25 protein-coding genes and 1 riboswitch are annotated in these 23,543 nt (G+C 42.2%); of the genes, 11 read left to right on the top strand and 14 right to left on the bottom strand.

Annotated elements, in window-relative coordinates; all coding sequences use genetic code 11:
* Positions 1-133 precede the first annotated feature (133 nt).
* Positions 134-1,768, bottom strand: a complete 1,635-nt coding sequence (prfC, locus tag B5D77_RS18285; RefSeq protein ID WP_002732604.1) for a peptide chain release factor 3 — start codon at positions 1,766-1,768, stop codon at positions 134-136.
* A 138-nt stretch (positions 1,769-1,906) separates the two neighbouring features.
* Between prfC and B5D77_RS18280 the strand changes: the two genes are divergently transcribed.
* The 4 genes from B5D77_RS18280 (at position 1,907) to B5D77_RS18260 (ending at position 3,763) form a co-directional block, all read left to right on the top strand.
* Positions 1,907-2,146, top strand: coding sequence for a type II toxin-antitoxin system HicB family antitoxin (locus B5D77_RS18280; protein WP_002777417.1), 240 nt, complete (start codon positions 1,907-1,909; stop codon positions 2,144-2,146).
* Positions 2,143-2,373: a type II toxin-antitoxin system HicA family toxin gene (locus B5D77_RS18275; RefSeq protein ID WP_002744591.1), complete on the top strand. Its 231-nt coding sequence runs from the start codon at positions 2,143-2,145 to the stop codon at positions 2,371-2,373. The genes B5D77_RS18280 and B5D77_RS18275 overlap by 4 nt, the downstream gene beginning before the upstream one ends.
* 339 nt (positions 2,374-2,712) lie before the next feature.
* A complete protein-coding gene (locus tag B5D77_RS18265; RefSeq protein WP_106909380.1) occupies positions 2,713-2,928 on the top strand; it encodes a helix-turn-helix domain-containing protein in 216 nt (71 codons plus the stop codon).
* A 22-nt stretch (positions 2,929-2,950) separates the two neighbouring features.
* Positions 2,951-3,763, top strand: coding sequence for a TdeIII family type II restriction endonuclease (locus B5D77_RS18260; protein WP_002777420.1), 813 nt, complete (start codon positions 2,951-2,953; stop codon positions 3,761-3,763).
* On the opposite strand, the gene dcm is transcribed toward B5D77_RS18260, so the two are convergent.
* From dcm to B5D77_RS18240, 4 genes are all read right to left on the bottom strand, one after another.
* Entirely contained in the window at positions 3,760-5,127 is a 1,368-nt protein-coding gene (dcm, locus tag B5D77_RS18255) for a DNA cytosine methyltransferase (protein ID WP_106909379.1), read from the bottom strand. The two genes, B5D77_RS18260 and dcm, sit on opposite strands and share 4 nt — an antisense overlap.
* Positions 5,128-5,383: 256 nt before the next feature.
* Entirely contained in the window at positions 5,384-7,399 is a 2,016-nt protein-coding gene (locus tag B5D77_RS18250; RefSeq protein WP_106909378.1) for an ABC transporter ATP-binding protein, read from the bottom strand.
* 51 nt (positions 7,400-7,450) lie between these two features.
* Positions 7,451-8,623, bottom strand: a complete 1,173-nt coding sequence (locus tag B5D77_RS18245; protein ID WP_106909377.1) for a glycosyltransferase family 4 protein — start codon at positions 8,621-8,623, stop codon at positions 7,451-7,453.
* A 107-nt stretch (positions 8,624-8,730) separates the two neighbouring features.
* Positions 8,731-10,068 carry an ArsB/NhaD family transporter gene (locus B5D77_RS18240; protein WP_106909376.1) on the bottom strand — a complete coding sequence of 446 codons (1,338 nt, stop codon included), beginning with the start codon at positions 10,066-10,068 and terminating at the stop codon, positions 8,731-8,733.
* A 229-nt stretch (positions 10,069-10,297) separates the two neighbouring features.
* A riboswitch (cyclic di-AMP (ydaO/yuaA leader) is annotated at positions 10,298-10,461 on the bottom strand.
* A gap of 161 nt (positions 10,462-10,622) precedes the next feature.
* On the opposite strand from B5D77_RS18240, the gene B5D77_RS18235 reads away from it, so the two are divergent.
* Positions 10,623-11,201 carry a DUF3172 domain-containing protein gene (locus tag B5D77_RS18235; RefSeq protein WP_046663470.1) on the top strand — a complete coding sequence of 193 codons (579 nt, stop codon included), beginning with the start codon at positions 10,623-10,625 and terminating at the stop codon, positions 11,199-11,201.
* Between the two features lie 71 nt (positions 11,202-11,272).
* Here the strand turns inward: B5D77_RS18235 and B5D77_RS18230 are convergent, their stop codons facing one another.
* Both B5D77_RS18230 and B5D77_RS18225 read right to left on the bottom strand, forming a co-directional pair.
* Complete coding sequence (locus tag B5D77_RS18230) at positions 11,273-11,590, bottom strand: P-II family nitrogen regulator (RefSeq protein WP_106909375.1); 318 nt, start codon at positions 11,588-11,590, stop codon at positions 11,273-11,275.
* Positions 11,591-11,663: 73 nt separating this feature from the next.
* The gene (locus B5D77_RS18225) at positions 11,664-12,644 is read right to left on the bottom strand and encodes a sodium-dependent bicarbonate transport family permease (RefSeq protein ID WP_106909374.1); all 981 of its coding nucleotides are present in this window, start codon (positions 12,642-12,644) and stop codon (positions 11,664-11,666) included.
* Between the two features lie 772 nt (positions 12,645-13,416).
* On the opposite strand from B5D77_RS18225, the gene rimI reads away from it, so the two are divergent.
* The 4 genes from rimI to B5D77_RS18200 all read left to right on the top strand — a co-directional run bounded on the left by rimI (position 13,417) and on the right by B5D77_RS18200 (position 16,688).
* Complete coding sequence (rimI, locus tag B5D77_RS18220; RefSeq protein WP_106910025.1) at positions 13,417-13,995, top strand: ribosomal protein S18-alanine N-acetyltransferase; 579 nt, start codon at positions 13,417-13,419, stop codon at positions 13,993-13,995.
* 38 nt (positions 13,996-14,033) lie between these two features.
* Positions 14,034-15,224 carry a glycosyltransferase family 4 protein gene (locus tag B5D77_RS18215; RefSeq protein WP_106909373.1) on the top strand — a complete coding sequence of 397 codons (1,191 nt, stop codon included), beginning with the start codon at positions 14,034-14,036 and terminating at the stop codon, positions 15,222-15,224.
* A gap of 242 nt (positions 15,225-15,466) precedes the next feature.
* The gene (locus B5D77_RS18205) at positions 15,467-16,084 is read left to right on the top strand and encodes a CP12 domain-containing protein (protein WP_002756663.1); all 618 of its coding nucleotides are present in this window, start codon (positions 15,467-15,469) and stop codon (positions 16,082-16,084) included.
* A gap of 97 nt (positions 16,085-16,181) precedes the next feature.
* Positions 16,182-16,688 (top strand): DUF1269 domain-containing protein, encoded by a 507-nt coding sequence (locus B5D77_RS18200; RefSeq protein ID WP_106909372.1) that lies wholly within the window; start codon positions 16,182-16,184, stop codon positions 16,686-16,688.
* A gap of 127 nt (positions 16,689-16,815) precedes the next feature.
* On the opposite strand, the gene B5D77_RS18195 is transcribed toward B5D77_RS18200, so the two are convergent.
* From B5D77_RS18195 to acs, 5 genes are all read right to left on the bottom strand, one after another.
* Positions 16,816-16,953, bottom strand: a complete 138-nt coding sequence (locus B5D77_RS18195) for a hypothetical protein (protein ID WP_008203558.1) — start codon at positions 16,951-16,953, stop codon at positions 16,816-16,818.
* A gap of 181 nt (positions 16,954-17,134) precedes the next feature.
* Positions 17,135-17,530, bottom strand: a complete 396-nt coding sequence (locus B5D77_RS18190; RefSeq protein ID WP_106909371.1) for a GNAT family N-acetyltransferase — start codon at positions 17,528-17,530, stop codon at positions 17,135-17,137.
* A 39-nt stretch (positions 17,531-17,569) separates the two neighbouring features.
* On the bottom strand, positions 17,570-18,019 hold the full coding sequence (locus B5D77_RS18185; RefSeq protein ID WP_106909370.1) for a hypothetical protein: 450 nt from the start codon (positions 18,017-18,019) through the stop codon (positions 17,570-17,572).
* A 19-nt stretch (positions 18,020-18,038) separates the two neighbouring features.
* Positions 18,039-18,245: a hypothetical protein gene (locus B5D77_RS28175; protein ID WP_071989067.1), complete on the bottom strand. Its 207-nt coding sequence runs from the start codon at positions 18,243-18,245 to the stop codon at positions 18,039-18,041.
* Between the two features lie 210 nt (positions 18,246-18,455).
* Positions 18,456-20,426 carry an acetate--CoA ligase gene (gene acs, locus B5D77_RS18175; RefSeq protein ID WP_106909369.1) on the bottom strand — a complete coding sequence of 657 codons (1,971 nt, stop codon included), beginning with the start codon at positions 20,424-20,426 and terminating at the stop codon, positions 18,456-18,458.
* Positions 20,427-20,677: 251 nt separating this feature from the next.
* Here acs and psaC point away from each other — a divergent pair, with 251 nt between their 5' ends.
* Entirely contained in the window at positions 20,678-20,923 is a 246-nt protein-coding gene (gene psaC, locus B5D77_RS18170; protein WP_002734319.1) for a photosystem I iron-sulfur center protein PsaC, read from the top strand.
* Between the two features lie 322 nt (positions 20,924-21,245).
* On the opposite strand, the gene B5D77_RS18165 is transcribed toward psaC, so the two are convergent.
* A complete protein-coding gene (locus B5D77_RS18165; RefSeq protein ID WP_106909368.1) occupies positions 21,246-21,956 on the bottom strand; it encodes a Uma2 family endonuclease in 711 nt (236 codons plus the stop codon).
* A 75-nt stretch (positions 21,957-22,031) separates the two neighbouring features.
* On the opposite strand from B5D77_RS18165, the gene B5D77_RS18160 reads away from it, so the two are divergent.
* The gene (locus tag B5D77_RS18160) at positions 22,032-22,760 is read left to right on the top strand and encodes an ATP-binding cassette domain-containing protein (protein WP_106909367.1); all 729 of its coding nucleotides are present in this window, start codon (positions 22,032-22,034) and stop codon (positions 22,758-22,760) included.
* 2 nt (positions 22,761-22,762) lie between these two features.
* Here the strand turns inward: B5D77_RS18160 and B5D77_RS18155 are convergent, their stop codons facing one another.
* Entirely contained in the window at positions 22,763-23,533 is a 771-nt protein-coding gene (locus tag B5D77_RS18155) for a class II glutamine amidotransferase (protein ID WP_008203546.1), read from the bottom strand.
* Positions 23,534-23,543 lie beyond the last annotated feature (10 nt).

The raw sequence follows: 23,543 nt of genomic DNA, 5'->3' as shown, positions 1-23,543 counted from the left end.
GTGTGGGGTGTAGGGTGTAGGGAAGGAAACCTCTTTCATCTGTGGGGGTGAAAATTTTTTCATCGGGACTGACTACTGGCTACTGACTCCTAACCCTAACAACAATTTTTGATTTTTACAAGAGGTCTAATGGTTAGGATTGCGGTTCTACTCCCGATCCTACCGGTGCGATCGAGTTTAATTGCAAAGAGGGATGATCTTCTTTGACTTGCTGTAAATTCCACTCATTTTTGAATAATAAGACGGGACGACCCCAGTAATCTTTGACAGTTAGAGTATTAAAGAGTTTACCTGCTTTTTCTAAAGCGGCCCAACCCCCGGCGACCCAACGGGCTAAACTATAGGCTAGGGGTTCGAGGGTAGTTTCGACTCCGTACTCGCTTAAAAGACGGAATTGCACCACTTCAAACTGTAATTGACCGACGGCGGCTAAAATCGGGTCGCGTTTAAATTCATCGATCGAGGATAATATCTGTACGGCCCCTTCTTCCTGTAATTCCGAGACTCCTTTTTGAAACTGTTTGAACTTGGAAGGGTTAGGATTTCTGAGATAGGCGAATAATTCTGGAGAAAAACAGGGAATACCTTCGTATTCGAGCTTTTTACCCATATAAATGGTATCACCGATCGCAAAGACCCCGGGGTTATTCAATCCGATCACATCTCCGGGATAAGCTTCTTCAATAACTGCCCGATCTTGGGCAAAAAGCTTCTGAGGACGGGATAAACGGATAGTTTTACCGGTTCTAGCGTGGTTTACTACCATATCCTTCTCGAATTTCCCCGTACATACCCGCACAAAGGCCACCCGGTCGCGATGTTTGGGATCCATGTTTGCTTGCAGTTTGAAGACAAAACCGGTGAAATCGGGATAGGTGGGATCAAGGACTCCGAGGGAGGAATTGCGTCCTCTGGGTGGCAATCCATAGTCGAGGAAGGATTCTAGGAATAATTTCACCCCAAAATTGGTCATGGCGCTACCAAAAAAGATCGGGGTCATTTCTCCTGCGTGGACTGCTGGCAAATCCAATTCCGCACCCAATTCCGAGAGTAGTTCTATATCCTCTTTTAACTGGTAATACAGGTCTTTTTCGAGATAATCCTCAATTTTGGGGTCGCCAAGCTCGATCACGGTTTCCTGCGCCTCCTGAGAGCCGTGGGAGCGACGTTCAAACAGGTGTATGGTCTGGGTGGCTCGATCGAAGACTCCCCGAAAGCGATCGCCAATTCCGATCGGCCAATTGACGGGATAGGTCTGTAATCCTAATTCTCGCTCGATTTCGTCCAATAAATCCAGAGGTTCGCGGCCGGGGCGATCCATTTTGTTAACAAAGGTAAAGATGGGTAACTGCCGCAGTTTGCACACTTCAAAGAGTTTTCTCGTTTGGGGTTCCAAACCTTTGGCCGCGTCGATTAACATCACTGCATTATCGGCAGCGGCCAGGGTACGATAGGTATCTTCGCTAAAATCTTGGTGGCCGGGAGTATCGAGGAGATTAATCTGAAAATCACGATAATCGAACTGTAAAACCGTGGAAGTAATCGAAATTCCCCGTTGTTTTTCCATTTCCATCCAGTCGGAGGTGGCTTTGCGTTGGTCGCGTCTTGCTTTGACTGCACCCGCTTGATGGATTGCACCCCCGTATAGTAACAGTTTTTCGGTCAGGGTGGTCTTTCCCGCGTCAGGGTGGGAGATAATGGCAAAATTTCGCCGTTTTTCCAAGACAGCTTCGCTGGTTTCTAGTTCTTTTTCAATTTCGGTCGTCATTCTAATTTCGATCGCTTTCCTATCTTTCTATTCTAGTTTAGCTGGGGAGTTAATCCGCTCAAAAAATCGATCGCTCCGGGAAAAGTCATTAAAAAAAGTCTATGCTAGGATAATTTACAATCCACAACTGATAGTGTTATGAGTGATAATACCAAACAAATTTATAACTACACCGTTATTCTAGAAAAAGAGTCAGACGGTGGTTATCACGCTTTTTGTCCTGCGCTTCAAGGTTGTCATTCTCAAGGAGACACTTTTGAAGAAACGATTGTCAATATTACAGAAGCTATGGAATTGTACCTCGAAAGTTTGATAGCTGATCATCAACCCATTCCCAAAGAAGATTTGATTTTTAAGCCTTTAAATATTTTAATATGAGTCAGTATCCCGCAGTTAAAGTCAAGGAGTTTATTAAAGTTATTGAAAAATTGGGCTTTTATTTGGATCGTCAAAAAGGTAGCCATGCTATTTACAAAAATAGTGGTGGATGTAGGGTTGTGATCCCTATTCATTCAGGAAAAGATATTAAGCAAGGTACTCTCATGGGTATGATTCAAGATATTGGTCTTGATAAAGAAACATTTTTCGAGTTGTTACGAAAATAAGAGTTAAAAGATAGTCGAAGCGATAGCAGCAATTGTACGGGAGCATCCCAATTATGTAATGAGTATAAATGCTCAGAAGGGTAAGAAGGCTTTTGTAGTAACGATTCTGGTTCCAATCACACAATTTAGAGAACCGTTGAAAATCTATGAACTCCCGAAAAGGCTTGCCATATAAGTATTTCGCATCTAAGTACAATTGCTTATTGCAAAAGTGGGATGCTCCCCAATTGTACTTTAAGAGGAACGAAGCAATGTTTTAGACAAAATGTAAATTATAATCTGCAAAATGTGAATTATAATCTGTAGAAATGTCTCATACACTTTCTTGATAATTGATCTGTGGCACAAAAAGAATCCTTAGATATCAAACATCGTTTTGGTAAAGCTATCAGAAGACGCAGAAGGGAACTTGACTTATCTCAAGAAATCTTAGCTGAAAAAGCGGAACTGCACCGAACTTATATTTCCAGTATCGAACTTGGTAAGTGTAATGTATCTTTAGAAAATATCGAAAAGTTAGCCAAAGCACTTGATATATCTATTGCTGATCTATAAATTTGATTAATTGCAATTCAGTATGGATAATAACCAGTTAGTGATAGAAATTCAAAAGCTAATTAAAAACTCAATAGAAAACTATTTTAAAAAACCCAAACCTAGGAATCATCATATTTTAGATTATTTATTTCCAGAAGAGAGACAGATTAGTTCTGTGATGACTGGACTAACGACAAGCATGGGAACTACTTTCTGGGAAAAATTAGCAACCTTTTTAGCCAAAGATAATGGATTTCGTATTTTATATAAGCAGGATAAAAAACTTTTACAACCTAGTCCATTTCCTCAAGACTTAAGAAGTGAACTCGATAATTTAAAAAGTCTCAGAAAATCGAAAGAACAAAAAATATCCATGACAGAGTGCATTGAAAGACTTAGAGTAGTAGCTAAGAAAATAAATAGGAATAACCTCAATTATATCGATCCTCCTTCTGGTCATGGAGTAGATATTTATTTAATCAAAGACAATATTGAGTATGTGTTTGATTTAAAAGCTACACATCCTAATAGGGGAGATGGTTCTAGATTTAGCGACCAGTTGTTAGATTGGTATTGTTATCGGCTGTCCCGTGAACCTTTAGCAAGTATTCACACAAGAATTGTTATTCCTTTTAATCCTTTCTTACCTCAAACATGGTGGCAATCACAGGGAAATAAAATGTATCCTCTAGAGGAACATCATGATATATGGGTTGAAAATGAATTTTGGGATTTTTGTTCTGGTAAAATCAATACTTGGTCATTAATTAAAGAAGCTTTTATCGATCTTCAAAAAGATCAAGCATTTATCAACAAGTATAGACAAAAGTTTCGTAATTATCTAGATAATTAATTTGGTAAAATTATTTCCAGTAAATTTCTTGCTACTGCCTCCACCACTGGTACAGGAACAGCGTTTCCGAATTGTTTTTTAGCGATAGCTGACTGTGGATGATAGATAAAATTATCAGGGAATCCTTGTAATTTACGCGCATCTTGGGGAGTAATTTCTCGAAACTTTTTGGGTTTATAGATTTTCTTTAAAAACAATTGTTTGTATTCTTGGGGATGAGTAGCGGTAATTGAAATAGTAGCAATATAATCTTTAGCACCCGTAGCGGTTAGGGTAGGAATAATATCGGCCGTCGGTAAAATAATCCGATAAATGCCGTTAATTCCCGTCATATTTTTCGAGTTAATAAATTCATACTTACCTGCGGTCGTTTGCCAACAAATACCGAGAGAAACTAACTGATTTAGTTCCTCGATTTTTAGGTCGGGTATAATTTCCAAAAAAGTAGAAAAAGCCACGGGATGACCATCTTTTTCGCCATACTTTTTACTGCGTCTTAATTTCAGCAAAGCTAAACAGATACTTTTTTGTCGTTCCGTAGTTTTGATAATATCCCAAGAATGAATAGTTGTGTGGCCATTTCTTAAATCAGAAAAAATAAAGAAGTCATTTAATTCATCTTCTTTTTGGAAACGAGTTCTTGATGGGGGAACAAAACCATTAAATAAAGTATCCGCAGATAACTTAACTTTCTCGACGGGTTGAATATTTTTGATGTCTTCTAAAATATCTAAAACCTTCGGATGGATACCCAAAGGTAAAGGAAATTTAAACCGCTCATAGTTATCTATATTTTTTCTAATTCCTACGATAAAAACTCTCTCGCGATTCTGGGGTAAACCAAAATCGTAGGCATTTAATAACTGCCAGTAAACTTGATAACCACATCTAGTTAATTCATCGATAATTAACTCTAAATTCTCCCGATTGCGAGGACTAGCTAACCCACTGACATTCTCGAAAATAAAGCTTTTCGGTTGACTTTTCTGGACTAATTTAATCACATCAAACCAGAGTTTTCCCCGGGGATCTTCAAATCCCCGTAAACATCCCGCCACCGACCAAGGTTGACAGGGAACGCCGCCGACAATAAGATCAAGATTATCGGGTAAATTGCTGATTTTACTCACATCTCCGAAAGCAATTTCATCGCTGTTGAGATAGCTAATAAAATTCTGTTGATAAACTTGGATTGCCTGTTTATCGATTTCTGAATAGCCTAAACAACGTCCTCCCAATTTCTCCAAAGCGATTCTAAACCCACCGATTCCCGCGAATAAATCGACAAAACGATACTGGGGATGGGTAATAACTAGATGTAGGGGTAATTGGGGTTGTGTGCTGACTTTAACTGTGGTTTTCAAGGGTAAATAATTCCTTTTCACCGTCTGGGAAGATGCCTATATGTACTAACTATTTTAGTATAAATTAAGAGTTTTTTTCCAGAGACCTCTTGCAAATCTCCTGTCTCCTGACTTGAAAGAGGGTGTGGGGTGTAGGGTGTGGGGAAGTGGGGAAATTGAACTAAAACCCCAAAACCCCAAAACCCAAAACCTGTCTCCTATCTCCTGTCTCCTGAATCCTCACTAACCACGACAATTTTTGATTTTTGCAGGAGATCTATCGAGTCGAGGAATGCTCGTAGTCTTCGATAATATGGAGAAGTCGCATAGCTGAACTACAGGATTCTTCTAAAATTTCCTGTTTCTCCTGAGAATCATCGATTAAATCCTCAGATACCAGACGCAGAGAACCTAAAAGACTATTAAGACTGCTTCTCGCTTCGTAGGATAAATAAGCTTTTCTTTTTTGCTCATCTTCCCTCTTCTTAGAGTCGGCCTCTTTGCTATCACTAAATTGCAGAGCGTGTAAACGGGCATAATGACCACCTTGAGCTAATAATTCCTCGTGATTGCCGATTTCTGCCACTTTTCCCTTGTCCAGCACCACAATTTGATAGGCTTTTTGAACAGTGGAAAGACGGTGAGCGATCACAAGAGTAGTCCGCTCGCGACAGAGTTCGTCGATCGCTTCCTGTACTAAACGCTCAGAAATTGTATCCAAAGCACTGGTAGCTTCATCGAGAATGAGAAGATCTGGATCTCGCAGTAAGGCACGAGCGATCGCTAATCTTTGTTTTTGTCCCCCCGAAAGTCTCACTCCCCGATCACCAATTTCCGTATCCAGTCCTTCCGGCAGTTTGCAGATAAACTCGTAGGCATTCGCCCTTTTTGTCGCTGCTAAAATTTCTGCATCACTAACATCGCTTAATCCGTAGGCAATATTAAAACGCAGAGAATTATTAAAGAGAAAAGTGTCTTGACTGACTATTCCCATCGCTTTTCTCACAGATTTGATCTCATAATCCCTTAAATCTTGACCATCAAAAAGAATTCTTCCAGCTGTAGGATCATAAAAGCGTGGTAATAAATCAGCAATCGTCGATTTTCCCGCCCCCGAAGCACCAACAAGAGCGATCATTTTTCCTTTTGGAATCCAAAGATCAATGCCATTGAGAACTAATTCTTGATGACCAGGATAGGAAAATTGGACGTTATCAAAATGAATACCTGTCTCTAATCTTTGATAGGGAATAGAGCCATTGCTCATAAATGGTTTATTCTCTCGAATGAGAAAATCCGCTACCATTTCTACTGCGGAAACATCACCCAATAGACTACTCCTAGCACTGTTAATTTGACTAACTATCGGCAGGGCCCGGAAAAGTACATAGAGATAGGTTAATAAAATCGTCGCTAAAGCTTGCAGTTGTTCATTAAAAAGATAACGACCAGCAATGATAATTAAAGCAATAATAATTACCCCACCGATCTCATTAAGCGGTTCGATTACAGCCTTATTAGTCTGGGCATCTAAACCCGCTTTCTCCCTGGCTTCTATATCTTCGACAATAGATTCTAATTCGTATCTTTCATTACCTACCGCTTTAATTAGGCGAATTCCCGTTAACAGTTCCAACAGTTTATTAGTTTGCTGTTTAGCTGTTACGGTTATAATCTCTCCAAACTTTTTTGATCTCTTGACAAAGTATTGATTAAGCAGAGCTAAAAGGCCACCTAAAACACTAGAAAAAATAGTTAATTGCCAAGAAATTGATAATAAAATAGCTAAGTACATGAAAGCTGTGGCGATAATCTTAATTAGGTTTATGTAATTTCTAATTGATCCCACGGCTCGATTAATCTCCGACATGAAACGATTAAAAATATCTCCTATTTTACTTTTTACATAATAATCTATATCCACTTCTAGCAGCAGAATAACTGAATCAATTCGCATATCTCTTGCCATAATTAAAGACAAGTAAGTTCCTAGCCAATTACTGACAAAATTGGTAATATGCTTGAGGATTAAAATTAATAATATCGCCGCAAACATCCAGAAAAAACGAGTATCGACCGAGAAAATCTCAAAAACTGAGAGCAGCTCTTTGATAATTTGGGGGGCATTTTTTAAGAGATCATTTTCGGGATTAATAAAAGAAATTAGTAAGGGGATAACTAAAACAGTTCCTACCCCATTAAATATGGTACTGGCAAAGCCTATAATAATGCTGGAAACCACTAATATCCAGTGTTTCAGCGTATATTTAATCAGAATTTGATTAGGATTCATCGCAAGTAATAAAGTAAATAGTCAACGGTCAATTATCCTACTCGCTAGACTCTAATATTTCCCTTCCAGAGAAGTAATTATGCCAGAGAGAGTTGTCGCCATGGCGGTGGTACTATAGGAGGCGATACAGCGCTCTCTCGCTTTTAGTCCTCGTGCATTAGCCGAGTCGAGATGATTAAAAACTTCGCTAATCATAGCAGCTAGTTGCTCTGGCGATCGAGGTTCGACTAAATAGCCAATATCAGCTAAAATTTCTGGTATATCTGCCACTTTAGTGGAAATAATCGGTTTAGCCATCGCCATACCATCGGTGAGTTTAATCGGAAATTGGGCCTGAGCCGTAGCTTCATCCCTCTGGGGAACGATAATAGCATGGGCAGCGGCGATAACTTCCGGCATTCGATCGATCGGTTGAGCAGGCAAATGAATTAACCAAGGTTGACCTTTTTCTAACAAACTATCCAGATAGCCATCCCCGATTTGGCGACCCCCCACCACCACCAATTTAAAATCAGGATCACCAATTTGATCTAAAGCGATTAAGACATCTTCTAAACCTTTGTGGGGTCTAGCTGTACCAGGGAACATTAAGACTTTATAGGCAGATAAACCGTATTTTTGACGACAAGCAACGGGATCGTAGAGATTGGGATCGAAAAGTTGCGTATCCTTGCCATTCGGTAAATAAATCCCCCCATAACGCTTTTGCAAAAATTGATTATTAACCGTCACCGCATCGGCGCGGTTAATTAAATTTTCCAGCCAACGCAGATAAAGAGGGTGATTCGGATCCCTAAGCGCACCATTTTTTTTGAGGATATCCCTAGCTAATTGTCGAGGATGAGGACGATAGGACCATCGATCGCCACCAAACCAACTCATTTCCCAATCGTCAATATCAAGAATTAGGGGACGTGGGGAAAAAAAACGTTTCAGTAAACCGATGCCGAAACTGGTGGGACGGGGTTTAACCGCATAGATAATCTCTCCGGAGATGCGATCAAGTAAAGTCTTGATCTGGCCAAAAAACTGGGGATAATTATTGCCTTTGACCGATACCACGGGTAAATTCCCCGGTGGGGTGGGATAGACTTCCCGTCCAAAAATCGGTCCATAAACCGTCACCTGACAGTTTAGCTGTTGCAAGACTTGAGCAATCAAATAGACTCTTGTACCACCACCACCGGATAAATCTGGTGCTAAAACAGAGATTTTTTTGTTCACGATCGCCGATCAATCCAGATTATCTAGCACGAATAGGAGAATGTTAATCAATGTTAACGTTTTTGTCAATCTTAAACGGACTTAACATTAATCCCCCCAGAGATAGACTAGACAAAGAAAACTAACATATACATAGCCGAGACGACTAACTGAGTAAACATCACCGGTAAACCGTAGCGCAGAAAGGTATGAAAAGTAATTTTGCCCCCGTGTTGTTCGGCGATGCCAGCGGCGACAATATTAGAAGAAGCCCCCACTAAAGTACCATTACCCCCTAGGGTAGCTCCATACATCATCGCATAGAAAAGCGGTAAAACGGACGGGGGAAAAGAACCAGCATAATCGGGAGAAAGAACCTCTGTCCCGACTAAATTAACATTAACAAGGTACTGTTTCAGTAGTGGAACCATGGCCACCACTAGGGGAATATTCGGAACGACACTGGAAACAAGTCCGACAAAAAACAGCAAGACTAGAGAACCTAAAAAGATATTTTTGCCTAAAATTATCGCCAGAAGTCCCGATATACTATTAACCACCCCAGTTTTTTCTAAGCCGCCAATTAGGACAAAAATCGACATAAAAAATAATAGGGTACTCCAGTCCACATCTCGGAGAATATTATGCACCGTATCTATCTTCGATTGCTGGGCTAAAAGTAGGGCTAAAGCTGCCCCCATCAGAGCAACGGCAGCAGGAGCAAGGGGTACGGGAAAAGATTCACCGACGACGAATAAAAATAAGACTAAAAAGACGATAATTCCCCCCAGAGCTAAGACGCGAGGATGATTAATTTTCGGATGGGGTAAGTCTTCTAAATGCTCGAATTTTGTCCGCCAGATCTTGGGGAATAACCAAGGTAACATAACCAGAATGGTAATTACTGCCAGCGCACCACCTAAACTCAAACGCTGTAGGTATTCCATGAAGGTGATATTAATAGAATCACCGACGATATAAGTAGCAGGATCACCAACAATAGTTAATAATCCTGCACTGTTGGCCACGAAAACCATCAGGATTAAGAGCGGCACAAAATCCACACCTATATCTTGAGCTAAGGGTGGAATTAAAGGTGCTAATAACATCACCGTGGTAGCATTGGGCAATACCGCACAGATCGGGGTAGTAATGGCGACGATTCCTATTAGTAATAATTTGCCCTGCCCCTTGGCTAAAAGCACCATTTGTGCTGCTAAATAATCAAAAATTTTCGTTGGTTCAAAGGCTCTCACTAACACCATTACCCCAAAAAATAGGGCGAGAGTGGCATAACTGCGACTGATATAACCCACCGCCTCCTGGAGAGTCATGATATGGGTAAAAACTAATATTAAAGCTCCCAGTAAAGCCGCTACGGTAATATGAAGCCACTCGAACATAATCACCACAATGACTGCAATAAAAGTCATTGCAGCAATCCACATTGGTAAAGATTCCAGCATTTTTGATCCTGTTTTTACTCTCGGTTTCTCGATACGACTAAAAGTTTGCCCGAATGTACGGCAAACTTACAAAAAATATGGTTATCTACGGAAAATCTTAAAATTGTTGCGGTCGGTAATCTGGCATGAGAATCCCCATAGACAATGTCTCCTGTAAGTTATCACTATCAAGTAGTATCAGCAACATAACCGAACCGATCAAGACATTGCTAGGAATGTAGTGATGTTTCAGTCTTCCCCCCCACGCCGACGAAGTTAGCTGACGGGCTAGGATAGAGAGATATCCTTTTCTAGGCTAAAAAATCTAGAAATACGCCCCAAATATGGTTCCTCCGCTCCGAATTTGTCTAGCTAATATCTAGCATAGAAACTTGGATTAGGCTGACTTACTCTATTTAGTCATCCACCATAGCATACTAACCCCAAAAAAAACGATATAGCCTTATACTATACCTATCCTCCCGCTTATCCCCCGGGTTGCTAGGATAGAACAATGGTTAATATCAGCTAATAGCTCACGACTGACCGCCATAGCGGCCACATCAGCAATTTCTATGAATAGAAGACCTCGTTATACTCCTCCCCGATCGCGCGATCGGGATTATGACCGCTCCTATGGCGATGACTCCCGCGCTTCGGCCCCCGGTGGCCTATTGGCAAAATTGAACTATGCCATGATCGCCCTGATTGGCGGTATTTTTGTCCTAGGAGTGGGTCTCGGTCTGGTATTCAGTTCTACCGCTAATTTTAGCCCCGAAAACGTCGCTTCCCGGGAAGTAATCGATCGCAGCGCCCCCAATGCGGAATTATGCGTGCAGTTTGGGGCCAGTGCCATTGTCACCGATTTGCGGGTTTATGTCACTCTTAACCCCTTTAATGTTTTTGTTACCCAACCAGTCATGCAACCCGGTTGCGTTTTGCGACGCAATAACTGGTCAATTTTAGAACAACAAAAATTAGTCGATGGACAGCAGGTACAAAGCTGTAAAAACCGGATGAATACCTTTGGTTATACCGGACCCTTGGAAGGCAAACCGAAAATCGATTGTATCTTCCAAAATGAAGCCGGGGGTAATCTTTTTGTTAATCCCGCCGGCGCTGTTGGCCCCAGACCAGATACAGATAAATTCTAAACCAGAAAATATCTTTCTCCTGACTGCTGACTCCTAATCAACCGGAACAATTTTTGATTTTTACAAGAGGTCTAATGACTTAGCCATTGGGCCGTAGTTACCACAAAAATTCCGCCGGCTTTTTTTAAAAAAGGCTGAATTTTATCGATCAGACGACCAAGCTGTTCGTCACTATTACAAACGGTCATAATGTAGTTACCACTGTAATCACAATCCAAGTCATCACAGGATAAACCTCGATCACCTTTTCCCGAAGTATTGCCAAAGACGGTATAACCGGAAACTCCAACAACATCAAGAACGCTTAAGGTTTCTTCCAGAAGAGCATGACTAACAATTATATCTACTTTTTTGACAGTTTGTAGGGAAGGATGCGGGGATTCAAGCATGGTAGTTAAGTAAAAAAGGTACAAGTGAAAGAGAACAATTTTGACAGGAATTATTTAAAAACCGCCAGGACTTTTAGACTCCACAGCCAATGATTTTGATCATCTCTAGGTACAGGGGAATACCGATGATGATATTGAAGGGAAAAGTTAAAGCCAAGGCCATAGAAACGTATAAACTAGGATTAGCTTCAGGAACAGTCATTCTCATGGCCGCAGGAACAGCAATATAAGAGGCACTGGCACACAAAACAGCGAATAATAAAGCATTGCCCTGTTCAAATCCGAGAACCTTAGCGATGAGGATGCCCACCATAGCATTGATGACGGGAATGAATACCGAGAAACCAATGAGAAAAGCACCAGTTTTGCCTAATTCTCGGATTCTTTTCGCCGCCACTAATCCCATATCCAGGAGAAAGAAAGTTAAAGCACCATAAAAAATCTCTTGGGTGAAAGGTTCTAATTTTTCCCAGCCTTTTTCCCCCGTCAGCATACCAATAATAACACTACCGACTAAGAGAAATACCGAACCATTTAAAAAGGCTTCATGTAAAACTTTTGACCAAGAAAATGCTTCTTCTTCGCCATTTTTCTCTTTAAAGACTCGCACCAGGATTAAACCCACTACAATCGCCGGCGATTCCATTAAAGCTAAGGCCGCTACCATGTGACCGCCATAGGAAATATGCAGTTTTTCTAAAAAAGAACTGGCGGTGATGAAAGTAACGGCACTAATGGAACCATAGGCGGCTGCAATCGCCGCAGCATTGGCACTATCGAGTTTAATTTTCAGGATAAAGAAAGTGTAAATGGGAACGATGCAAGCCATAACCACAGAGGCAATCAAAGTTAAAGCGATTTGGCTATTGATGCCACTTTCCGCTAGTTCATAACCTCCCTTGAAACCAATCGCCATCAACAGATAGAGAGAAAAGAGTTTAGGCAGTGGTTGGGGAATCTCTAGGTCGGATTTAAAAAATACTGCCAGCATTCCCAAGAAAAAGAACAAAACCGGCGGATTGAGAATGTTGAACAGGATTAAGCTGCCATCCATAGGTTTGCGTACATTGAGTTATTCCAATCTATACTATTCGATTTTGAGAATACTGGGAAAATGTTAAGAACCGGATTAAAACGCTTAACGATGGCCGCCCAAAAAAATTAAGATGGACGATGTTTCAGTGATCGGTGATCAGTTATCTTGAAGTCGTCAGCTTTTCTCCCCTCTCCCCCTCTACAATAATTACTCGCAGCCAGAAATCACTTGGGTTCCTATCATACTTTGTGCTTTTTGTCAAAAAAACTTTTTTTTGCAATAAAACTACACAAAAAAAAGATCATCGTTGTGGGTGAAATTGACTGATTTAACCGTCTTAATTAGGATCACCTTCTAGGTGTGGCAAGGGTTTCAACCCTTGCTGGACAAAAAAGCACAAAACAACCCATTATGAAATTCAGTAAAATCGCTGTAACCATGATAACATCGTTGTTAAATAAAAATCTTTCTCAATTAATTCTTAAGAATTTATAAATATTGCGGAATGTTAATTTAAATATTCTCAAGTTTTTCCAGTCAATAAATAACTTTTGCTTATCTTTGTCGGAAAATAGGACTCCTGCAAAAATCCCACATCTACCATTGGATTCAGGAGACAGGATTCAGGAGACAGGAGACAGGTTTTAGGTGTTGGGGGTTGGGGTTTTGGGGTTTTGGGGTTTTAGTTGAATTTCCCGACTTCCCCACTTCCCCACTTCCCCAATTCATAATTCATAATTCCCACTCCCCCCACACCCCACACCCCACACCCTGCTCCCTTCCCCGATCAATGCCAAAAATACAGCTTAAAACCCCAAAATCAGAGCATCTTGCCGCCATGGTGTCCCTAGATCGCAGCAGTCTCGGCGGTATTTGGACCCTATCTGGTTATGAACGGGAATTAAACAGCCCCAACAGTGAATTATTAATTCTTAACCTCCACCAGAAGAACGAAACCCTAATCGGATTGGCTTGTTTTTGGGCAATTCTCGAAGAAGCACATATTACCCTCCTGGCAATTTATCCCGACTATCAAAGACAAGGATTAGGAAAACTGCTTCTCTACAAACTGCTTGAAAAGGCTGTACAAAGACAACTGGAAAGGGCTACGCTAGAGGTAAGGGTGTCGAACCAGTCAGCGATCGCACTCTACGAGCATTTTGGCTTCCGCGTCGCTGGAGAGCGTAAAAATTATTATTCGCAAACTGGCGAATCGGCCCTAATTTTCTGGCGCAACGATCTACAAACGGCCGCTTTTCAGGAACAATTAAACAAGTGGCGACAAGAAATCCTCTCCAGACTGGCGCGGGGAGAGTGGCAATTAGAGGAAGAAACCAGAGCCAAAATAGATACCATGGGGATGCAATGATTACTTACCAGCTTAAATCAGGTCGAGGTTAGGGAAAAATGAGGATTTTAGTGTTGGCGTGGGAATTTCCACCGCGATTAGTGGGCGGTATCGCCCGTCATGTCGCCGAACTCTATCCCGAAATCGTCAAACTCGGTCATGAAGTCCACTTAATCACGATCGAATTCGGTCAGGCCCCCAGTCACGAACTGGTGGAAGGTATTCACATCCACCGCGTCCCCGTACCCCCCGGCAATGACTTTTTCCATTGGGTGGTCAACATGAATAACAGCATGGGGCAACAGGGCGGCAAACTAATCGCAGAATACGGAAAATTTGACCTTGTTCATGCCCACGATTGGTTAGTAGGGGATGCGGCCATTGCCTTGAAACATCTCTTTAAAATACCCCTGATTGCCACTATTCACGCCACGGAATACGGACGTTATAACGGACTGCACACCGACACCCAACGCTATATCGCCGGCAAAGAGGGAACCCTCGTCTATAATGCTTGGCGCGTTATCGTCTGTACCGGCTATATGCGCCATGAAGTCCATCGGGCCTTGGGCGCACCCTGGGATAAAATCGATGTGGTTTATAACGGTATTCGGGCCGAGAAAAAGCAAAGAGACCCTAACTTTGATTACCGAGCTTTTCGTCGTCAATATGCCGAAGATCACGAAAAAATCGTCTATTACGTCGGGCGCATGACCTTTGAAAAGGGGGTTTCGGTGTTACTCAACGCTGCCCCAAAAGTCCTCGCTCAGACCGAGGCTAAAACTAAATTTGTCATTATCGGTGGCGGCAATACCGACAAACTCAAACAACAGGCCTGGCATCTCGGTATCTGGCATCATTGTTATTTTACGGGCTTTATGTCCGATGAAAACCTCGATCGCTTCCAAACTGTGGCCGATTGTGCCGTTTTTCCCAGTCTTTACGAACCTTTTGGTATTGTCGCCCTGGAAAGTTTCGCCGCTAGGGTTCCCGTGGTAGTTTCCGATACCTGCGGTTTTCCCGAAGTTGTCCGTCATGGCCAAACGGGAATTGTCACCCGCGTCAATAATCCTGATTCCCTCGCTTGGGGCATTTTAGAGGTTTTAAATAATCCCGAATACGCCCAAGAATTGGTTAATAACGCCTACCAAGACCTAGAAAAACGCTTTCATTGGGCGAATTTAGCCCGTCAAACCGAGACAGTATATGGTTTGGTCGTCCAAGAACGACAACTGGTAGAATGGCGTTAATCAGGGATCAGTTTTTTAGCCGTCAGCCGTCAGGCTCTTCTAGGTTCTGTGTGATAAGTTTAACTTACATAGGATCGATCAATCTTTGTGTCCTTTGTGTCTTTGTGGTTCGTTCCACCCCCTCGCTAGGAAGAATGTATCTTAGAATACATTTTACCCACCAAACCTAAGAGAGCCGCCGTCAGTATTAGGGGTCAGTTTATGTCTTAAAATAACAAAGGCACAACTTAACTTCTCCAAATATGACTATGAAAGCAGCTGAAATTATGACCACGGAGGTGGCCAAGATTAAAGGTTCTGAAACCGTTGCCAAAGCAGTACAATTGATGAGAGAAAAGAACATTAGAACTCTCATTGTTGATCGTCGTCACGATGAAGATGCCTACGGAATTATCACTGAAACCGATATTGTCTATAAAGTCGTCGCTTTCGGTCAAGATCCGCAAAAAGTGCGCGTCTATGAAGTGATGAGCAAACCCTGCATCGTGATTAATCCCGACCTCGGGGTTGAATATGTGGCCCGCTTATTTGCTAATACCGGTATTCGTTTCGCACCGGTAATTAAGGGCGGTTTACTCGGTGTTATCTCTGTTAGTGACATCCTCCATAAAGGTAACGCCGTCGAAAAGCCCCGCAGTCTTGATTTAGAAGCGGAGATTATCAAAGCTAGAGATATTGCCCGGGCAGTATGTGCTGAAAAAGGGGGAAATTCTCCCGATTGTGCTGCAGCTTGGGATATTGTTGAGGAATTACAGGCAGAATTGGCACACCAACGCGCTAAAAAACCGGAAAAAACCTATTTTGAGGAATACTGTCAAGAAAATCCCGATGCTTTTGAAGCGCGTATTTATGACACCTAATCCCCAGGGTTTTTCGGTATTCTCCGATACCTCAAACTTTTTAATCTGGCAAAAGTAGTGTATAAAGGTTTTATTTGCTAATAATCGAGGAAAAACCATGGCTGATCTATTTGTCATCGCCTATGAGGACGAATTTAAAGCAGAAGAAGTTCGTTTAACTTTGGCTAAACTGCAACGGGAACATCTGATCGAGTTAGAAGATGCTGCCGTAGTGGTTAAAAACAAAGAAGGCGAGATTAAACTCAAGCAAGCGGTCAATTTAACGGCAGCCGGAGCCGCTAGTGGCAGTTTCTGGGGATTATTAATCGGTACACTCTTTTTATCCCCTCTCTTGGGGGTTGTTCTCGGTGCTGCTGGTGGCGCTTTAGGTGGTGCTTTAAGTGATATCGGTGTGGATGACAATTTTATGCGGGAATTGGGAGAAACCCTGCAGCCTGGAACCTCTGCTCTCTTTGTTCTCGTCCAAAAAGTTACCCCCGATAAGGTCCTCGATGAAGTGGCTCCCTACGGGGGTAAAGTATTACGCACTTCTTTGACTAAAACCGACGAAGCTGAATTACAGAAAATTCTCGACCAAAGAGGTGTTAAACCCGAAGCGGTTTAGGATATGAGTCCATAAAAGCTAGAAAAAGGGAATATATTTCCCTTTTTGCTTTTTGAACAAGAATGGGTTTAGCATGACAACCACAGCAGCTATAAAATAAGAAACAATCAATAATTATTAATGAACTTTAAGCTTCGATCGAGAATAAAAGTGCTTCAGTGTCGTAGTATTTATTCGTTAATCCCATTGATTGCATTCCTAATCTTTCCGTGACACGAATTGAGCGATAATTATCGGGATTAACCACGGCGTAGATAATCGGCAATTGTCAGGTGATTAAGCCGTATTCTAGAATAACTCTAGCCGCTTCGGTGGGAGCATCTCACTTACGCGATAAGTAATTATACTTAGCCTAAAAGCCACTCTTAATCGTGTCTTGGAACGAAATAGAGGCTTTTAAAGACTGCGTACATGGAGAATTAAAACAAGAATTACCCTCGAAAAGCCTATTTTTCCACTAAGTATTTATGCTCATTGCAAAGGTGAGATGCTCCCGCTTCGGTTATATATCCTTGTCCCCAATAATCGCGCCGTAAATGCCAACCAATTTCGCTATCTGGCGTAGGATAACCGTAGTTATCGGGCAAATTCTGTAAAATTATCGAACCGATAATCTGATTATTTTTTTGATCGATCATTGCCCACCAATCGCTGCCATTACCCTGATTACGAATAGTTGCTAATCTTACAGAAAAATGGGCATTTAAACTCTCAATATCCGTGGCTAACTGACGAATTCTCGGTAAAAAATAAGTGACTTCGGAATTTTGATAGATCTGAAAAAAAGACTCTTTGTCTGCGGGTAGTTGCCAAGGACGGAGAATTAGGCGATCACTTTTCATTGTTTTAGTGAGCAAATTATAGCAATTCTTTTTCTGAGATTAGGGATTATTGTCGATAAAAAAACTTCTAAATCCTACGGCTAGTAAGGAACCACTTAGGACGGTTATCAATGTCCAAATTTGATTTTTTTGGGTTCCTTCGACTTTCTCTAAGCGTTTATTCATGTCATCAAATTTACTATCAAGAGTTTTAATATCACCTTTAACTTCCGTGAGTTCAATCTTTAAATCGGTAGTATCTTTTTGAACAGTTTTGACATCAGCTTTCATTTCCGCTTGTCCATTCTCGATCACCTTCAATCGATTGTCCACGTCAATCAGTCGAGTTTCCATGGTAGTGAGTCGAGTTTCCATGGTAGTGAGTCGATTGTCCATGGTAGTCAGTCGATTGTCGATTTCGTTGAATCGATGTTCGATTATCTTCTGTCCATTGAGGATTAAATCTTCTAGTCTTTTTAAATCATTATCGGTAGTAGTAGTGGTGGTCATTGATTAAACTCCTATAATTTCAATTCGCTCTTATCTTTATTATTACAGCCTTTCTTATAAACATGAAGTATGATCGGCTCTCTTGGGTTAGGTGGGTAAAATATATTATAGGATACATTCCTGCTGGCGGTCGCAACGCGCTCGCTACGCGAGACCAACTGGAACGAACCACAAAGACACAAAGGACACAAAGATTGATCGCTTCTAGATAATCTAAAATTATCACACAAAAAATTAAGAGAGCTTATGAGCTAATTTAGTATTGACAACCGACTCCCCACTTCCCCACTTCCCCTATACCTTTTAAACAGGATTTAGTATTAGTTATAGCTTTGGTGCTTGAGCAAATATGTTCACCGAGCATCACTCCCGTTAGAGTGAGATAAGATTAACTCTTATTCCTCACCCTAACTACTAGGAAAAACCGCCAATTAAATTAGGCACCTTGGCGTAATTTATCCAAAACCGATCGATCTTCTAGAGTAGAAGTATCACCAGAAATCTCTTGACCTGATGCTAAAGTTCGCAAGAGACGACGCATAATTTTACCCGATCGCGTTTTTGGCAGTACATCAGTAAAACGGATTTCTCCCGGTCGAGCAATAATGCCAATTTCCTTGACAACGTGGTCTTTTAATGCTTGCGCTAACTCCGGACTCGCTTCATAATGGCCCTCCAGAGTGACAAAAGCATAGACTTCTTCCCCTTTAATTTCATCCGGTCGTCCCACCACAGCCGCCTCCGCTACCGCGGGATGAGATACTAAAGCTGATTCGATCTCCATGGTCCCTAAACGGTGGCCAGAAACGCTCATCACGTCATCGACGCGCCCCATTACCCAGAAATAACCGTCTTCGTCCTGACGGCTACCATCCCCGGCAAAATAGAGATATTGGCCATCTTTGGGGGCGATCTGTTCCCAGTAGGTATTGCGGAAGCGATCGGGATTTTTATAGACTGTTCGCATCATACCGGGCCAGGGATGTTTGACCACCAGATAACCCCCCTCATTCGCGTGGGTGGGATTGCCCTCTAAGTCCACCACTTCGGCCATAATACCGGGGAAAGGCAGGGTTGCTGACCCCGGTTTGGTGGCAATTGCCCCGGGTAAGGGAGTAATCATAATTCCCCCGGTTTCCGTTTGCCACCAAGTATCGACAATCGGACATTTTTCCTTACCGATAACTCGGTGATACCACATCCAAGCTTCTGGGTTAATCGGTTCTCCCACGGTTCCCAGTAAGCGCAAAGAGGATAAATCCCGGCTATTGGGGATATCTTCCCCCATTTTGATAAAAGCGCGGATAGCAGTGGGGGCAGTATAAAAGATATTAACGCGATATTTCTCGATTACATCCCAAAAACAACCTAAATTAGAGGGACGGGGAACCCCTTCATACATTACCGTCGTTGCACCATTGGAAAGCGGTCCGTAAACGATATAACTATGGCCGGTAATCCACCCCACATCGGCAGTACACCAGTAAACATCGGTGTCTTTCAGGTCAAAAATCCATTTGCAGGTGACATGGGTGTAGAGATTATAACCGCCGGTGGTGTGGACGACTCCTTTCGGTTTGCCGGTGGAACCACTGGTGTAGAGGATAAATAACATATCTTCGCTATCCATGGGTTCGGCCGGACAGTTAGCAGATACCTGTTTTTGTAGATCATGCCACCAGTAATCGCGATCGGCAACCATATTGATGGGTTCCTTGCTGCGTTGGACAACGAGAACTTTTTCCACACTGGGGGCGCTATTATCGGCTAGAGCCAGATCTACCTGTTCCTTGAGGGCAACTACTTTATCCTTGCGGAAACCACCATCGGCAGTGATTACCACCTTAGCAGCCGCATCATTAAGACGATCACGCAAAGCATCGGCACTAAATCCCCCAAAAACTACACTGTGGGGCGCGCCAATTCTGGCACAGGCTAACATAGCGATGGCCGCTTCGGGAATCATCGGCAGATAAATTCCGACCACATCGCCTTTTTTAACGCCTAATTCCTTTAAAGCGTTGGCAAATTGGCACACTTCTCGGTGTAGCTGTTCATAGGTAATGGTGCGGCTGTCTCCCGGTTCTCCTTCCCAGATGATGGCGGCTTTATTGCGTCTCCAGGTGGTGAGATGTCTGTCAATACAGTTGTAACAAATATTAATCTTGCCGTTGACGAACCATTTAGCAAAGGGGGGCTGCCAGTCAAGAACCTCTGACCATTTTTCAAACCAATGTAATTCTTTTTCGGCTAATTGGGCCCAAAAAGCCGGGGGATCGGCCTTGGCTTTGGCGTAGAGTTGCTGGTATTCTTCAAGGCTTTTAATGGTGGCATTCTGGGAAAATTCGGCACTGGGAGAAAACAGCCGATTTTCCTGTAGGATCGATTCGATCGCTATTTCTGTCATACTGGCAAACGAAATAAATTATCTTGCGATCCAGATTACCTTTTTCGGTTCCCCGCGTAACCCCGGCAAGCAATTCTTTAAGGCTATTTTAGGATTGCCCGATCCCTGACTAGCGATCGCCATTTGGCCCCAAGTGTTACAGAGTTTAAAGTTATGTCACCGATCGAGCGATGAACAGATCGCTGTAAGGTAAACTAACCGATAAACCCGAAATTTAACATGGAGAACACTCGGTAAGGAGTCATAATTCAATGTCTCATAGCGTTAAAATTTACGATACCTGTATCGGTTGCACCCAATGCGTTCGGGCTTGTCCCCTCGACGTGCTGGAAATGGTCCCCTGGGATGGCTGTAAAGCTGCCCAGATTGCCTCCTCTCCCCGCACGGAAGACTGTATTGGTTGTAAGCGTTGCGAAACCGCTTGTCCGACGGATTTCTTGAGCATTCGGGTTTATCTCGGAGCAGAAACCACCCGCAGTATGGGTCTAGCCTACTAGGCCTGGCAATCATTCTGTGTTTAACATTTAGCGAAAACTAATCTTGTTAAGAGGACTAACCAGTCCTCTTTTTTCGTTATACTCCCGTCGCTAGTGAAGATTTTAGTTAGGGTTTGCGGCAAAAAGTACGGGCGAAGCATTCGGATAGAAAATCTACGGTTTCACCGATAAGTTATTGCCCGAATGCTTCGCCCCTACAGGACGCAATCGCCGATCAAGATGCAAGGTTTTTGAGCCACTAGCTTTAAAATCTTGCACCTGCCTCGCCAAACAGGCCCCAAACCCCTTACCTCGTCTATATTTCACATTTATTCAGCAGACCCTAGTTAGGTAATTCCCCAAAAAGTTGACGATATTTTTGCAGTTTTGCCTCCATTTCTACTAACTGCTGATTAGCCTGTTCAGCCCGTTGGCGTTCATTTTCAGCCCGTTGTCGTTCATTTTCAGCCCGTTGCTTTTCCTGCTCCAGTAGTTGATTAATTTCGCTGTAGGACAAGAATTGAGTACCATCAGGACGATAAATTTTTAACTCGTCGGTTAAGTCGAAACGAATGCCTAAACGGGGACTCACCCAATTATTAACCTCACTAACACTGTCTAAACTGTCACCAATTCGCTGCCAAGCTTCTAGACTATTATCATCGGGATCATAGACGTAGTATTCTTGGACTCCATAGCGATCATAAAATAGCAATTTTTTGGCCATTTCGATGGAGGTGTTACTGGGAGAAAGAATCTCAAAGACGACTTGAGGAGCAAGATTATCTTCTTGCCATTGTTTGTAGGAACCTCGATCGCCTTTCGGTCTGCCAAATACTACCATCGTATCAGGAGCGGCAGCAATTTTCGGCTGGCCTTCCACGGGATACCATAACAGATCCCCCGCTACAAATACCTGGGGATCATCGATATATAACCAGTCGAGATTCTGCTTAATCGTTACTATCCAGTGAAATTGTTTAGTACTATCTGCCATCGGTTTACCGTCGCTCTCAGGATAGATAATCTCGGTTTTGTTAACTTGACTAACCATGGGGAATACCTGCCGAACTCATTGGGCTATTTTTATTATATAATAAGTTTGAACTAAGTAAGGAAAAGACCGATCTTGATTTTAGAACTACAGCAAGTAAATTTAGCTATCCGACGGGGTAGTGCTTATCTGTTAGAAGATATTACTTTTAGCATCAAGCAAGGAGAAAAGTTAGCTATTGTCGGAGCATCTGGGGCAGGAAAAACGACTCTTTTGCGATTGTTAAATCGTTTGCAAGAACCAAGCACGGGAAATATTTATTTTCAGGGTAAATCGATTCAGGAAATACCAGTTATTTCCCTGCGACAACAGATAGTTTTATTGCTACAAGAGTCGAAGTTATTAGGGATGACTGTTCGAGATGCTCTCGCTTATCCTCTGCAATTAAAAAAACTTAACCCTGCTGAAATTAATCAGAGAATTGACCATTGGACATCCCTATTAAAAATTCCTCAACAGTGGTTTGAGCGCGGGGAGTTAGAATTATCTTTAGGACAAAGACAATTAGTAGCAATTACCAGAGCTTTGCTGTTAGAACCGAGCATACTGTTATTAGATGAACCCACCTCTGCTTTAGATACAGGCACGGCCAGCAGGTTATTAGAAGTATTAAATAATCAAAGTTCAATGACGATAATTATGGTCAATCATCAACTAGATTTTTTAGAGGAATTTGCCGAGCGAGTCATTTATCTAGAAGCAGGAAAAATTGGATCAGATTGCCTTGCTAATCAATTAGATTGGTTAGGGCTAAAAACTCAGTTAATTGACTTAGAAAAATCTCGACAAAGTGACCACTGGTAAGATTAACTTAAAATTGGTGCGCCCTCCTGAAAAACTAATAATTCTCCTGCATTAATCGATGTCCAAACTTCATTATCGGTTAAGGGTGTAGTGGCAATAATTGCCACTTGATCGCCCGGACGAGCTAAAGCTTGAAAATCAACGCTCACATCTTCATCAATTAAATGAGCGGCGGCAAAAGGATACTGACGGATTATATAGCTTAATTTAGTGGAACAATGGGCAAAAAAATGTTCACCATCGGATAAAAGATAATTAAAAATTCCTTGACAAGCGATAGAGTTTGTGATAGTTTTTAGGACTTGATAAAGTTGTTCTAGGGAAGGTTTGCCCTGGGGAAAAGTCTCTCGCAGGGTATTAAGAATTAAACAAAAAGCTCTTTCGGAATCCGTCTCCCCAACCGGTTGATAAAAATCTCCCGCAGCCGGTGAGAAATTTTCTAAATTACCATTATGGGCAAAAACCCAATATTTTCCCCACAATTCCCGCCGAAAAGGATGACAGTTTTCTAGTTTAATTTCTCCTTGGGTAGCTTTGCGAATATGGGCGATAACATTGGTAGAATGGATGGGATAGTTTTTAATTAATTCCGCAATCGGAGAAGCGATCGAGGGTTTAACATCAATAAAAGTTCGACAACCTAAACCCTCAAAAAAAGCGATTCCCCAACCGTCTCGATGTTCGTCGGTTTTTCCTCCCCGCGCACAAAATCCCTCGAAGGAAAAACAGATATCCGTGGGGACATTACAATTCATGCCTAGAAGTTGACACATAGTTGCTTGA

It is taken from the genome of Microcystis sp. MC19 (assembly GCF_003019735.1).
GTDB lineage: Bacteria > Cyanobacteriota > Cyanobacteriia > Cyanobacteriales > Microcystaceae > Microcystis.
Note: the sequence above shows the minus strand (reverse complement) of the source record. Positions and strands in the feature narration are given on the sequence as shown.